At 68.4% G+C, this 13,171-nt stretch carries 14 protein-coding genes; 8 read left to right on the top strand and 6 right to left on the bottom strand.

Annotated features, from left to right (window positions below):
• The first annotated feature begins 14 nt into the window (after positions 1 to 14).
• Positions 15 to 956: an aldo/keto reductase gene (locus KOE53_RS03805; protein ID WP_251364116.1), complete on the top strand. Its 942-nt coding sequence runs from the start codon at positions 15 to 17 to the stop codon at positions 954 to 956.
• Here the strand turns inward: KOE53_RS03805 and KOE53_RS03800 are convergent.
• Both KOE53_RS03800 and KOE53_RS03795 read right to left on the bottom strand, forming a co-directional pair.
• Positions 953 to 2,155 carry a DUF4192 family protein gene (locus KOE53_RS03800; protein WP_188057429.1) on the bottom strand — a complete coding sequence of 401 codons (1,203 nt, stop codon included), beginning with the start codon at positions 2,153 to 2,155 and terminating at the stop codon, positions 953 to 955. The two genes, KOE53_RS03805 and KOE53_RS03800, sit on opposite strands and share 4 nt — an antisense overlap.
• A 135-nt stretch (positions 2,156 to 2,290) precedes the next feature.
• On the bottom strand, positions 2,291 to 2,782 hold the full coding sequence (locus tag KOE53_RS03795; RefSeq protein WP_188044239.1) for an ATP-dependent zinc protease family protein: 492 nt from the start codon (positions 2,780 to 2,782) through the stop codon (positions 2,291 to 2,293).
• 25 nt (positions 2,783 to 2,807) lie between these two features.
• Between KOE53_RS03795 and KOE53_RS03790 the strand changes: the two genes are divergently transcribed.
• The 3 genes from KOE53_RS03790 to KOE53_RS03780 all read left to right on the top strand — a co-directional run bounded on the left by KOE53_RS03790 (position 2,808) and on the right by KOE53_RS03780 (position 5,707).
• Positions 2,808 to 3,998 (top strand): RimK family alpha-L-glutamate ligase, encoded by a 1,191-nt coding sequence (locus tag KOE53_RS03790; RefSeq protein ID WP_188044238.1) that lies wholly within the window; start codon positions 2,808 to 2,810, stop codon positions 3,996 to 3,998.
• 205 nt (positions 3,999 to 4,203) lie between these two features.
• Positions 4,204 to 4,677, top strand: a complete 474-nt coding sequence (locus KOE53_RS03785) for a hypothetical protein (RefSeq protein WP_188057428.1) — start codon at positions 4,204 to 4,206, stop codon at positions 4,675 to 4,677.
• A 97-nt stretch (positions 4,678 to 4,774) separates the two neighbouring features.
• Positions 4,775 to 5,707 (top strand): putative endonuclease domain-containing protein, encoded by a 933-nt coding sequence (locus KOE53_RS03780; RefSeq protein ID WP_188057427.1) that lies wholly within the window; start codon positions 4,775 to 4,777, stop codon positions 5,705 to 5,707.
• A gap of 96 nt (positions 5,708 to 5,803) precedes the next feature.
• Here the strand turns inward: KOE53_RS03780 and KOE53_RS03775 are convergent, their stop codons facing one another.
• Positions 5,804 to 7,015 carry a pyridoxal phosphate-dependent aminotransferase gene (locus KOE53_RS03775; RefSeq protein WP_353055575.1) on the bottom strand — a complete coding sequence of 404 codons (1,212 nt, stop codon included), beginning with the start codon at positions 7,013 to 7,015 and terminating at the stop codon, positions 5,804 to 5,806.
• Between the two features lie 134 nt (positions 7,016 to 7,149).
• On the opposite strand from KOE53_RS03775, the gene mtnC reads away from it, so the two are divergent.
• From mtnC to KOE53_RS03760, 3 genes are all read left to right on the top strand, one after another.
• Positions 7,150 to 7,860 carry an acireductone synthase gene (gene mtnC / locus KOE53_RS03770; RefSeq protein WP_188057426.1) on the top strand — a complete coding sequence of 237 codons (711 nt, stop codon included), beginning with the start codon at positions 7,150 to 7,152 and terminating at the stop codon, positions 7,858 to 7,860.
• Positions 7,857 to 8,504 (top strand): methylthioribulose 1-phosphate dehydratase, encoded by a 648-nt coding sequence (mtnB, locus tag KOE53_RS03765; RefSeq protein WP_188057425.1) that lies wholly within the window; start codon positions 7,857 to 7,859, stop codon positions 8,502 to 8,504. The genes mtnC and mtnB overlap by 4 nt, the downstream gene beginning before the upstream one ends.
• Before the next feature lie 71 nt (positions 8,505 to 8,575).
• On the top strand, positions 8,576 to 9,163 hold the full coding sequence (locus KOE53_RS03760) for a 1,2-dihydroxy-3-keto-5-methylthiopentene dioxygenase (RefSeq protein ID WP_188044233.1): 588 nt from the start codon (positions 8,576 to 8,578) through the stop codon (positions 9,161 to 9,163).
• 60 nt (positions 9,164 to 9,223) lie between these two features.
• On the opposite strand, the gene sufU is transcribed toward KOE53_RS03760, so the two are convergent.
• Positions 9,224 to 9,691, bottom strand: a complete 468-nt coding sequence (gene sufU / locus KOE53_RS03755; RefSeq protein WP_188057424.1) for a Fe-S cluster assembly sulfur transfer protein SufU — start codon at positions 9,689 to 9,691, stop codon at positions 9,224 to 9,226.
• Positions 9,688 to 11,076 carry an aminotransferase class V-fold PLP-dependent enzyme gene (locus KOE53_RS03750; RefSeq protein WP_188057423.1) on the bottom strand — a complete coding sequence of 463 codons (1,389 nt, stop codon included), beginning with the start codon at positions 11,074 to 11,076 and terminating at the stop codon, positions 9,688 to 9,690. Before KOE53_RS03750 ends, sufU begins: the two co-directional genes overlap by 4 nt.
• 131 nt (positions 11,077 to 11,207) lie before the next feature.
• Between KOE53_RS03750 and KOE53_RS03745 the strand changes: the two genes are divergently transcribed.
• Positions 11,208 to 11,885 carry a trimeric intracellular cation channel family protein gene (locus tag KOE53_RS03745; protein ID WP_206348543.1) on the top strand — a complete coding sequence of 226 codons (678 nt, stop codon included), beginning with the start codon at positions 11,208 to 11,210 and terminating at the stop codon, positions 11,883 to 11,885.
• Here KOE53_RS03745 and KOE53_RS03740 read toward each other — a convergent pair.
• Positions 11,869 to 13,155: an MFS transporter gene (locus KOE53_RS03740; protein WP_188057422.1), complete on the bottom strand. Its 1,287-nt coding sequence runs from the start codon at positions 13,153 to 13,155 to the stop codon at positions 11,869 to 11,871. The two genes, KOE53_RS03745 and KOE53_RS03740, sit on opposite strands and share 17 nt — an antisense overlap.
• Between the last annotated feature and the right edge of the window lie 16 nt (positions 13,156 to 13,171).

Raw genomic sequence — 13,171 nt, 5'->3', positions numbered from 1 at the left:
AAGAGGGGTGCGCGATGCCGCGAGATATGACCGACGGCCAGCTCGAGTCTGCCGCCCGCCAACCGGCGTTGATGCTGGGCATGATGCGCGCCGAGGAGCTGGACGCGGCAGCGCTTCGCGCCCTCGTCTCCGCCGCGCTGGACGCCGGCGTGCAGTGGGTCGATCACGCAGATATTTACGGCAGCGGTTGGCACGGCTGCGAGGCGCACTTCGGTGCGGCCCTGCAGCCAGACGCGGGCGCACGCGCCGCCCTCAAGATTCAGACGAAGTGCGGCATCGTGCGCGGCGAGTCTTCCTACGACCTGTCCTACGCGCATATCGTTCGTCAGGTGGAAGGGTCGCTGCGGGCGTTGCGCATCGACACCATCGACTCGTTGCTCCTGCACCGCCCCGATGCCCTGTGCGAGCCGGACGAGGTTGCCCGCGCGTTCGATGAGCTCGAGGCGTCGGGGAAGGTGCGCGCGTTCGGCGTCTCGAACCATACCGCGCGGCAGATCGAACGGTTGCGGGGAAGCGTGCGCCAGCCCCTGGTCGTGAACCAGGTGCAGCTCTCGCTCGCGCATGCCCCTGCGATTGCACAGGGCGTCGCCGCGAACATCGCCGGCGAGGAGCAGTCGGTCATGCGCGACGACGGGGTGCTCGACTATTGCCGTGCGACCGGAATCGCGGTGCAGGCTTGGGGTCCGCTGCAATCGCCGATCGCTGCCGGGAGCTTTTTGGGCGCTCCCGAGCACGCGGCACTGAACACGGAGATCTCACGGGTCGCAGCGGCACACGGCGTCGGCGAGCTGGAAGTCGCCGTGTCCTGGATTGCGCGACACCCGTCGCGTCCGGCGGTGGTGCTCGGGTCGACGCGGCCAGAGCGTGTTCGTGCCGCTGTGCGGGGGACGACGCTCGAGCTGTCGCGGAGCGACTGGTACGGGCTCTTCCGCGCTGCCGGGTATGAGGTGCCCTAGGGCTCCGGTCGCGCTCCGATGGGGAAATCGAGCGTCCAGAGCGGGAACTGCCCGCTATCGATGAGGTGGCGCAGCATCTCTCCGAGTTGATGTCCAGGCTCGAGGCGGAGCGCATCATCGATATGCTTCGCGGCCACCGAGGTGAGCCCCGTCCACCACCACAGCCACGCGGCGAGGCAGTGCAGTCCGGGTCGCAAGTCGCGAGGCGCGTGCGCGGTGGCCTCGGAGACGAGCGCAATCGCGCGTCGGCAGAGGTCCCGATCCGGCGGTACCGCCGCGAAGAGAATGAGCGCGTGTTCGAGGGGCCCGAAGGCCCGCGTGAGCTCCTGCGGGTCGTCAAACGCGCCGCCGCGGTCGAGGCAGTCCGCGATGTAGGTCATCTCGCTGACGGGGCCGACGTCCTCGGCCCCCATCTCTCCGCTCGGGAAGTACGGCGGAAGAGCGGCGGCGACCGCCGCGCAGACGAGTCGCAGCCAACCCGACTGCCCACTCGCAGTGCAGGCGAGCCGGGCGATGTCGTTTGCCGTTGGGATGGCACCCGGGCGGGCAACCAGCGCAGCGAGCCGGGGAGCCGCAAACACGACACCCCGCTTCGTCCGCGCGGGCCGGGCCGTGAGCTCGTCAATGCGGTGCCGAACGTCGGCGGCACGCGCCGCATTTCGCTCGGGCAGGCTCCCGAGTTGCTCGATATCGGGCACCGGCTCATCGATGATGACGGAAGCCTCGAGCCCGGCCATGCTGTGCTCGATCTCGCTCAGCGGGCGCATCGCTCCGCCGGGCTCGGGGGAGAGGTAGGACGCCCAACCGTCTGCCGCGATACAACAGGAATCGCGCAGTACGAGGCCGGCGCGCGCGGCGCCCCGTTGCAGCAGGCGGGCGAGGTCCTGCCACGGGGCCCCGCGTCCCGGTGTCGAGCGGGCGTCGGTCAGCATCGCGAACGCCACACCATCGACCTGGGCAATTCCGCCGACGACCTGAGCCACCGCATGCGACAGGCTGACGCACTGGTCTGGTCCGGTGTCCTCGGGAAGGTCGAACCGCAGGGAGCCGAAGGACTGGTTTCCTTGGAAGAGGACCACCAAGAGGCTGTTCGTAACGGAGTAGCCGGTGAATGCCGGCAACAAGGCCAGGAAATCGGCGGAGGATTCCGCCTTGATGACGGCGGGGCGGGACGGTGTCGGGGTGTGCGGAGGAGTCATGGCTCCAGCGTGCGCCGGTGAAGGGGCGCTGTGGGCCCTGCGAGGCGATCTGTGGAGAGACTCGTCCGTCAGCCAGCTGTGAACAAGGCTCCGCTCAGCTGGGTACGTGTCGCGGCCAGTGGGATCCTGCGGAAGCTACGCCGAAGTCGTCGGCTTGCCGCGATTGCGCCGTCGCGTCGCCTTCTTGGGCTTGCCGCCGAGATAGGAGGCCGCGGGGTTCACAACGAAGCCCTGCGCGAGCGCCTCGCGCCCGATCAACATACGAAAGTCCATGACGTCGCGGTTCGTCAGCGTGACCTCGGCGGTGACCGTCCGCCCCGACAGCTCGATGTCGAGCAGCACCACGAGTCGCTGCTCAGACTGCCCATTCGAGCTGCGAATCGTGCGGCGGTCATGGATCGGAAGCTCGACCGTCACCGCATCCAATTCCGACTGCTGCCAGGGGTGAATGCCGAAGCGAACCCACGACGCGCCGTCACGCGCAAACTCCGCGACGTCGAATGCGTGCAGCGCGGAGGACCGCGCGCCCGTGTCGATCTTGGCTTTGAGCCAGGGCACTCCGACATTTGGCAGGCTTACCCACTCGCGCCACCCCGTGATAGTGCTTGAATGTGTGTGTTCGTTCACGCTTCTATCTTGGCAGGATCATCACGTGAAACTCGCGATTCTCTCGCGCGCCCCGCACGCGTACTCCACTCAGCGGCTCCGTTCTGCTGCCCTCCAGCGAGGGCACAACGTAAAGGTGCTGAATACTCTGCGGTTCGGTATCGACCTCTCCGCTGACCAGCCCGACTTGCAATATCGCGGGAAACAGCTCAGCGACTACGACGCGATCCTGCCGCGTATCGGCGCCTCGATCACGTACTTCGGCACCGCCGTCGTGCGCCAGTTCGAACAGATGGACGTGTACACGCCCAATACCTCGAACGGCATCGCGAACGCCCGCGACAAGCTCCGGGCCAATCAGATTCTGTCGCGCCACAACATCGGCATGCCCGCGACGACTTTTGTGCGCAATCGCGCCGACGTGCGCCCCGCGATCGAGAGTGTCGGCGGCGCGCCCGTGGTCATCAAGCTGCTCGAGGGAACGCAGGGCATCGGGGTGATTCTCGCCCCGCAGGTGAAGGTCGCCGAGGCGATCATCGAGACGCTGCACTCGACCCAGCAGAACGTCCTCATTCAGCGCTTCATCGCCGAGAGCCGCGGCCGCGACATCCGGGCGTTGGTCGTCGGCGACCGCGTCGTGGCGGCCATGCGCCGCATCGCGAGCGGCGACGAATTCCGCTCGAACGTGCACCGGGGCGGGACCGTCGAACCGGTCGAGCTCGACCCGGCCTACGAGGCCGCCGCCGTGCGTTCCGCCCAGATCATGGGGCTGCGCGTCGCGGGCGTCGACATGCTCGAGGGCGACGACGGGCCGCTCGTCATGGAGGTCAACTCCTCGCCGGGACTGCAGGGCATCGAGACCGCGACCAAGCTCGACGTCGCTGGGGCGATCATTGACTTCATCGCGAACCAGGTCGCCTTCCCCGAAATCGATGTGCGCCAGCGACTGAGCATCTCGACGGGCTACGGCGTCGCCGAGCTGCTCGTGCACGCGAGCGCGGACCTCGTCGGGAAGACCCTCGGCGAGTCCGGGCTATGGGAACGGGACATCACCGTCCTCACCCTGCACCGCGGCACCCAGGTCATCCCGAACCCTCGCAAGCACGAACGCCTCGAGGCGGAGGACCGTCTGCTGTGCTTCGGCAAGCTCGAGGAAATGCGCACCATGATTCCTGAGCGCCGGCGCCGCCGGGCGCGGGTGCGCAAGCTCCCGAAGGAGCCCATCGGGGACCTGTAGGCCGCCCGCGATCGGCAGGATCCTGCTGGGAGTATGGCTGCGTTCACAGCCCTCGTCCATTGCTCTCGGGAGGGGGCGAGCGTACGCTCAAAGTACGGACCGCGCCGTCAACTGACGGCGCTCGGGACGACCCCTCGTGGGCTGATTCCCCCTCCCCGACGCCTGGTGCGACGACGCGATCCCTCGTACGAGGAGGCGAGTCATCATGAACACCATCGAACGCAAGCCCCGTCTCGGGACCATGCCGCACGATGCGGGCGGAGCGCGGCTGGAGGATGTCCATATCCCGGGGCGGCCGGTACTTGACCCCATGAACCACCTCGACGCCGACGCCGAACGACGAGCGGAGGCGGGCACCGAGAATCCGTACTTCGGCGAGAGTGATCCCGGTCGGCTGCCGCACCTGCAGCACACGATGCACGTGGCCCAGACGCGGCGCTGGGTCGTCGCATCAACCATTCTGTGGATCGTTTCTTTGGCGCTCGGCTTCACCCTGATTCCCTTCAACGAGGCGCTCGCGGCCGGGGCGATCGCGGTGTCGATCCTGCTCTACGGGATGGTGTGGATCTTTCGGATGTTCCTCGCGACCGATCATCGACGGACCCTGTTTCTCGCCTCGCTCGCGGGGCTGCAGGCGCTGCTCGTGGTCGCGCTCGCGATATTGCTCGTGACGAGTTAGGAACGATGCCCCGTTCACAGGCGGGGCTCGCTGGGGAGTTGTGCACAGTTCTCGGGCTGCGGACCCCGAGCCACGCTTTTTGGCTCAGGATCGGCGCATGTCGCGTCAGTCGTGGATGCCGCACGGCGGCCCGGGGCTTGCGTTGCGCCCGGATCAATTGCGCGCGATGGGGGTGACGCGGTCGAGGCTTGCCGCCTCTGGCATAGAGCGCGCCTTCCGTGGGTCGGTGTTGCTTCCCTCGACCGCGTATGACCCGGACTCGATGGTGGACCGCTGCCTGGCATTTGGGCCGCTGATGCGCCCCGGCTGGTTCTTCACGCGGCGCTCGGCGGCGGCGCTGTGGGGGATCCCGGTGCCAGACGCTCCAAACGGCGCGATCGAAGTGGGGGCGGTTCGACCGCGTCATGCACCGCGCAGACGGAACGTCCGCGGGCACGAGATTTCGAGTGGGATCCTGCGGACGGGACAGCGGTATGGTCTGCCGGTGCCCATGCCAGCGGATGTGTGGTGTGTGCTCGCCCCCGTAATCTCGCTCGGTGAGCTGGTGGCCGTAGGGGATTTTCTCTTGTCGGGAACGGTGCGACGACCGCGGGTACCTCTCGCAACGATTGCGGACTTGCGGGAGAGCGAGCAGCGTTTCCGGGGGACTCCCGGTGCTCCAGCGCGACGCGAGGCGATTGAGTTGCTGCGGTCACCCGTGGATTCCCGGCCTGAGTCGCTGATGCGCTTCGCCATGCACCGAGCGGGCCTCCCAGCGCCGGTCGTTTCGTGCCCGGTGATGGTGGCTGGGCGAAACGGCCCAATTGAACTCCACTCTGACATCGGGTTTCCGCAGTGGAAGATCGCCGGCGAATATGAGGGAGGGGTGCACTTCACCGACCTGGGTCGAGCCAGGCGCGACGTGGAGCGATGGGAGCTCATGACCGATGCGGGCTGGCGCGTCGTGCGCGCGACGGCTCGAGATCTTCCTGATTTCGGCGAATTCACCACGCGACTTCGCAGGATCATCGCCGAGCGTGGTGGGTCCTAGGGCAAAATGCACCCTTCCGACAGGGTGTTGGGGCGATACACCCTGTCGGAAGGGTGCATTTTCTGAAGGGGCGCCTCAGGCACCGCCCGGCACCTCCTACCGGAGCCCCTGCAGCCGCTCGATCGCGTCCCTGAGCGTCGACTCCTCCTTGACGAAGGTGAAGCGCACCCAGGACGCGAGGGCAGCGGCGGTCGCCGACCCCTCCGCGCAGAACGCCGACACCGGCACGCACGCGACGCCCACGAGTTCGGGCAGCGCGCGCGCAAACGCGGCGCCGTCGGTGATCTCGGCGGTGAAGAACGGGGTCGCGTCGGCGCACACGAAATAGGTGCCGCCCGGCACCACGACGTCGAAGCCCGCCGCCCGAAGTCCCTCCAACAAAACGTCGCGGCGGTGAGCGAGCGCGTCCCGCAGCTCGCGCACGTCGTCGTCGCCATCGCTGAGCGCGCGGGCGATCGCGGGCTGGAAGGGTGCCCCGCCCGAGTAGGTCAGGAACTGCTTGATCGCGAGGACGGCCTCGATGAGGTGCGCGGGCCCCGAGACCCAGCCGATCTTCCAGCCGGTGAGGGAGAACGTCTTCCCCGCGGACGAGATCGTGAGCGTGCGCTCCGCCATGCCGGGCAGCGTCGCGAGCGGAACGTGGCTGAGCCCGTCGAACGTGAGGTGCTCGTAGACCTCGTCGGTCATTACGATCGCGTCGGCGCGCGCTGCGGCAGCGGCGATGAGTTCGAGCTCGGCGCGGGTGAGCACCGTGCCGGTCGGGTTGTGCGGGGTGTTCACCAAGATCAGGCGCGTGCGCTCGCTGATCGCCGCCTCCAGCGCCGCGGCATCGAGCCGAAACCCGGTCGAATCAGGCACGAGCGGGACGGTGACGTGCGTCGCCCCTGCCATCGCGATCGCGGCGGCGTGCGAGTCGTAGAAGGGCTCGAGCGTGACGACCTCGTCGCCCGGGCCGGCAAGCGCAAGGATTGCCGCCGCGAGCGCCTCGGTCGCCCCAGCGGTGACGAGCACTTCGGTTTCCGGATCCAGCTCGATGCCGTAGTGGCGTTGCTGGTGGCCGGCGATGGCGCGACGCAGCTCGGGAACGCCCCGTCCGGGCGGATACTGGTTCGCGCCGTCCATGATCGCTTGCGCCGCGATGTCGCGGATCCACTCGGGCCCGTCGGCGTCGGGGAATCCCTGTCCGAGATTTGCGGCTCGGTGCCGCGTGGCGAGCGCGGTCATCTCCGCAAAGATCGTGGGGCGCGTGGTGCCGTCGGCGGATGCCAAACCGGTAGCGGACGCGACGGACTGCCATCTGAGATTCACGATCCCATCGTAGGGTGCGCTGCCTTGCGGGCAGGGCGTCCAGGGGAAGGCGTGCAACAGAGCGTAATGCTCGCGTCACCGACGTACTCGCGGTGCTACTTTGACGAGGTTCGACACCCCGACCCGGAGGACGCATGACTGGCCCGATCACCGTGCACGCAGACGTTGTCGTCGTCGACCTTGAGGGGACCACGAGCGCGGCCGGATTCATCCTCGGCGACCTCTACGACTACGCGCGGCCCCGCCTCGAAGCAGTGCTCGGGCGAGACGACGACATCGTGCGCGCTGCCCGGGCGCAAGCGATCGTTGACGCCGGGCTCAGCGCGAACGCGACAGACTCCGAGATCGCCGACGCCTTGCGCGGGCTCATGGAGGCGGACGTGAAGTCCACCCCCCTGAAGACAATCCAGGGGATCATCTGGGCAGAGGGCTTTGCCGCCTCGGCAATCACCTCGCACTTCTTCGACGACGTGCCGCCGAAGCTTCGGCAGTGGCACGAGCAGGGCACTCGAGTCGCCGTGTACTCCTCTGGTTCGGTTGCCTCTCAGCAGCCCTGGTTCCGCCACGCGCCGCAAGGCGATCTCTCCGGCTTGGTCGAGGCCTGGTTTGACACCGTGAACGCCGGCCCGAAGAAAGAGCCAGCGTCATATCTCAGGATCGCGGAGGCGCTGGGCGCCGAGCCCGCCAGAATCGTCTTCCTCACCGATCACCCCGACGAAGTGGCCGCCGCGCTGAGCGCCGGCTGGCAGTCCGTCGCGCTTGATCGGGTGGGTGAGCCCTGGGCTGGCGCGGAGTTCCCGGCGCCCGCCGTTTCCCGTTTCGACCAGATTGAGGTGACCGCATGACCACGCTGCTCGCTGAGCGTATTTCCGATGCGAAGGTCCGTGAGGGTGGCCGCATCCTCGCCGCTGAGGCGGCCCGGTTCTCGGGCTATGGCTGGATGCGTGGCACCTCGGGCAACCTCTCGATCGTGCTCGACCGCGAGCCGCTGCTGCTCGCCGTGACGGCGTCCGGGCTCGACAAGTCGGAGCTCACCGAGCGCGACGTCGTGCTCATCGACGCCGACGGGCAGGCGGTCGATGTGAACGACCCGCGCCCCCCGTCGGCGGAGGCGGGTTTGCACGCCCACATCGCCGCACGGACCGGCGCCCAGGCGATCTTCCACGTGCACGCGATTGACCCGGTCATCGCGGGGGACCGCTGGCCCGACGGCGTCGAGTTTCGCGATCTCGAGATGCTCAAGGGCATCGGCCACCCGGCGCACGACGCGACGGTGAGCATCCCGGTGATCCCGAATCACCAGGACATGCGCGTGGAGGCTGCGCGCTTCGACGAGGTGTATCAGCGCGCGACGACCCAGACGCCGGAGGTGCCTGTGCTCATCATCGCCGGCCACGGCATGTACGCGTGGGGCAAGGACATCCCCTCGGCCCGGCGCCACCTCGAGATCGCCGAGTGGCTGTTGCGCTACGCCATCGCGAGTCGCTAGCTCGCCCCTTCGACACCGCGCGAGATGCGCGCCCAACAACGACAGAGAATGCCACAGGAAGAGGAGCCACCATGACACTGCTCACGGTCTGGAATGAAACCGATGCCGCAACGCCCGTGCTTGAGAGCACCGACGAGGCCGAGATTCGTGAGGCGCTCGCTGAGCTGGGTGCGCGCTTCTCGCGCTGGGAGATCAAGGATCTCGACGATACCGCCACCCTCGACGAGGCGCTGAGCCTGTACGCCGACGAGATCGAGGCGGTCAAGCAGAGCGAGGGCTACACGCTCGTCGACATCGTCGGGCTGACTCCCGAGCAGGAGAACTACGACGAGGTGAAGACCGTCTCGCGCGAGAAGTTCCTCTCCGAGCACCAGCACGACGACGATGAGGACCGCTACTTCGCGAAGGGCGCCGGCGTCTTCTACCTGCACGTGGGCGGGAAGGTCTACGCGCTGTACTGCGAGACCGGAGACCTGGTGTCGGTGCCGGCGAACACGACGCACTGGTTCGACATGGGCACGAGCCCCGAGTTCGTTTCGATCCGCTTCTTCCATGACGACGACGGCTGGATCGGCCACTTCACGGGCAACCCGATCGCCGAGGCCTTCCCGACGTTCGACGAGCTGCACGCCCGTCGTGCGCAGCTCGCCACGGTCTAGAAACGCAACAGTCCGGTCGAGCCATGAGGCTCGGCCGGACTGTTGCCGCTCATTCCGGCCCTAGCCGACCTTCTTGAGGTCGGCCTCGAGCGCGACCCACGCGAGCATGGCGCACTTGATGCGCATGACGAACTTCGAGACGCCCTGGAACGCGACGGCGTCGCCCAGCAGGTCCTCGTCGGGCTCAAACTCGGTGTTCCCACGCGACTGGATCATCTCGCGGAATGCGGCGATGAGCGCGTGCGCGTCGGCCGCCGTCAGTGCGGGGGTGTCCCGCACAAGCTGGCTGAGCACCGATGCCGAGGCCATTGAGATTGAACACCCCGCGCCCTCCCAGGCGAGGTCGACGACTTCGCCGGAGGCGGGGTCGACAGCGATCGACAGCGTGATCTCGTCCCCGCAGCTCGGGTTCAGCTCGTGGTGACTCGCGGTGAGTGCACCGGGCGTCTCGGTCAGCTCGCGCTTCCCGATCGGCCGCCGGGAGTGGTCGAGGATCAGCTGCTGGTACAGGCCATCGAGCGCGCTCATCGGGCAACCTCCGCAGTGTGGGCGGCGCCCGCGGGGAGCACGCCGAAGTATTCCTGAGCCCCGCGCACCGCGGCGAGGAACCGGTCGACCTCGTCGGCCGTGGTGGTGAGGTGGACGCTCGCGCGCACGCTCGCGGTCACACCGAGCGCCCGGTGCAGCGGCTGAGCACAGTGGTGGCCGACGCGCACGCTGATGCCCTGCTCGTCGAGGAACTGCCCGGCATCGTGTGCGTGCACTCCCTCGATATCGATCGCGGTGAGCGCAACGCGCTTGGCGGGGTCGCTCGGGCCGAGCAGGCGCACGCCTGGCAGCTCGCTGAGCCCCTCGACGAGCCGGGTGACCAGCGCGTGCTCGTGGGCGGCGATGCGATGCATGCCGACCTCATCGAGCAGGTCGACAGCGGCGCCGAGGCCGATCACCTGCGAGACCGGCTGCGTGCCGGCCTCGAACCGCATGGGCGGCGGGAGGAACTCCGCGCGCTCCATCGTGACCGTCGTGATGGTCGAGCCGCCGGTGCGCGCGGGGGGCAGCGCGGCGAGCATCTCGGCGCGGCCGGCGAGCACACCGAGTCCGTACGGGCCGAGCATCTTGTGGCCCGAGAACGCGGCAAAATCAACGCCGAGCGCGCCCAGGTCGACGGGGAGGTGCGGCACTGACTGGCAGGCGTCGAGCACCGTGATGGTGCCGTGCGCCTGCGCGAGCGCAACGAGTTCGGCGACGGGGGCGACATACCCGGTCACGTTCGAGACGTGCCCGAACGCGAACACACGGGTGCGTGCGTTCAACGCTGCGCGGGCGTCGTCGAGTGTCCATGTGCCGTCCTCGCGAACCGGGATGAAGCGAAGCGTCGCTCCCGTGCGTGCCGCCAGGCGCTGCCAGGGGATGAGATTCGCGTGGTGTTCCGCCTCGGTGACCAGGATCTCGTCGCCCGCGCCGATCGCGAGCCGGTCCGATCCCGGGACCCCGAGCGAGGCTGCCGCGGACGGGCCCTCTGCCGCCGACGCTCCGGCGAAGGCCGCGCTCGCCTCGGCGATCCCGCCGGCGACCAGGTTCAGCGCGTCGGTCGCGTTCTCCGCCCACACGATCTCGTCGGGGGAGCGCCCCACGAAGCGGGCGACGCGTTCGCGAGCGCCCTCGAATGCCTCGGTGGCGTGCCCGGTCATCATCGATGCTCCGCGGTGCACGGCGGCGTTCTGCGTGAACAGGAAGTCCCGTTCCGCCTCCACGACACGTGCGGGGCGCTGTCCGGTCGCAGCCCAGTCCAGGTAGGCGTCGCTGGGCGCGCCGGGCTGGGCCGGGCGGTCCAGGATGGGAAAGAGCGCCCGAAGCGCCGTCACGTCGCTCGCGGTGAGCGCGGCGGTGCTCAGATCGGGGTGAGAAGTCATGTCCCCATCCTCCCATTTCGGCCGGGGCGGCGGTGGCGAGTTCGCTGAGGGCGCGCGCTTTCTGGGCCGACGGGCAGGATCCGCCGTGGTGCGCCGTGGGCCACGAACGCCCGCGCGGATAGGATCAACGCGTGGGAGAGATCATCCATGAAGCACTGTCGCTCGCAGGAATTTTAGCGTTCGCGATTTCGGGCGCCCTCGTCGGGGTGCGACGCGACCTCGACCTCCTTGGCGTCGTGGTGGTGGGCGCCGCGACGGGCCTCGGCGGTGGGATCCTGCGGGACTTGCTGCTCGGAGTGCACCCGCCCATCGCGTTCGTGTCCTGGCCGAATCTCGCGGTGGCCGTCGCCGGCTCGCTCGCCGTCTTCGTCTTTCACCCGAGCATCAGCCGAATCCGGTCGTTCGAGGTCATCTTTGACGCATTCGGCCTCGGGTTGTTCTCGGCCAACGGCGCGGTCATCGCCGCCGCGCTGGGGCAGCCGCCGCTCACCGCGATCCTGCTGGGAGCGCTCACCGCGATCGGCGGCGGCGTGATTCGAGACGTCCTCGTGAACGACGTGCCCGCGGTGCTCACGCGCGAGCTGTACGCGGTCTCGGCGCTGGCCGGCTCGGGCGTCGCCGTGCTGATCTTCGCGGCGGGCGGGGGAGCCCTTGTCGCATCGCTCGTCGGCGGCGCGCTTGCGGTCGCCCTGCGCCTCGCGTCCTACTGGTTTGGCTGGCACCTGCCCCGGCCAAGCGCCGGCTTTGCGGTGCACCGGCGCGGGACGGACGGCGAGCCCGGCAGGATCAGCCCTACAGCGGCAGAGTGATGGAACCGGTGCGGGTAGAGGCCTCGCGGCCGCTCGGGGTGAGGAACCAGTTGGCGACGCCGGCGACGACCACGATCGCGGCGGACACGAGCGGCATCAGGAGCGCGCTCTCCGACCCGAAGGCCTCCGCGAGGTAGCCAGTGACCGCCGATGAGATGGACTGGCCGACGACGATCGCCGAGCCAAGGATCGTCATGACGGTGGCCGAACGGCCGATCGGGCTGCGGTCTGCGCCGAAGCTGTACTGGGTCACCAGCGTTGGGCCGATTCCGAGGCCCATGACGAGCAGCGACAGGATCATCCCGGTCAGCGTGTCGGTGAACTGCAGGATCAGGGTGCCCACCAGGAGCGTCAGGCCGAAGACGAGCCAGCGTGCGCGACGCGTGAATGCCGGCGGGAAGAGCGCGACGCCGAGGGCGAGCAAGGCCGAGCCGATGCCCATCATCCCGTAGACGAGGCCGGCTCGTTCTGGGGCGCCGAGCTCCTGCATGAACGACGTGAGCGACGTCAACATCGCGCCGAAGAAGAGGCCGACGCCGAAGATGCCGAGGACGACGACGAGCAGCGCGGGACGGCGCAGCTCGGCCGCAGGCGCAAGCGTCTCGGCGCGCTCGGCGTGTGACTGGGCGAGCGCGCTCGTGCGGTGCAACGCGAAGGCGGTCACGAAAATGAGGGTGAGCAAGGCTGCGCCAAACACGGACGCCTGCGGTCCGAAGAACGTCGCGAGCAGGCCCACGATGACCGGGCCGAATACGAAGATGATCTCGTCAGCGGCCGACTCGTACGCCATCGTCGAGTTCAGGACCTTGGCGTGACGGCTGGTCGGCAGCTTGTCCGAAATGATCATGACGAGGCGCGAGCGCGACATCGGCGAGATCTGCGGGGCTGAGGCGCCAATGACGAAGGCGTTCAGCAGCATGACCCAGTCGGCGGCGGGGCTAAACGCGACCCAGGCAAGGGAGGCGAGCGCGACGCTGTTGACCGCGCCGGAGATGAGTAGGGTCGGACGTTGTCCGAACCGGTCCGCGGCTGCCCCGATGAGCGGACCAAAGCACGCAGCTCCCAGCCCGACCATTGCCGAGTTCAGACCGCCCAGCTCGATCGATCCGCGGGCGGCGACGACCAGGGTGAGCACTCCGACGATCATCATCGCGAAGGGCAGGCGCGCCACCAGTGCGAGCGGGAAATACCCGAAGCCGGTGTGCGCCATCACCGTATCGTCCTTCTCGGGGCGTGGGGCGTGGGCGTCGGTCGAGTCTGTTGAGTGCATAGCCGACCAAGCCTAG

Origin of the sequence: Leucobacter sp. CX87 (genome assembly GCF_018682295.1) — a bacterium.
Classification (GTDB): domain Bacteria; phylum Actinomycetota; class Actinomycetes; order Actinomycetales; family Microbacteriaceae; genus Cx-87.
This window is presented reverse-complemented; position numbering and strand designations above follow the sequence as displayed.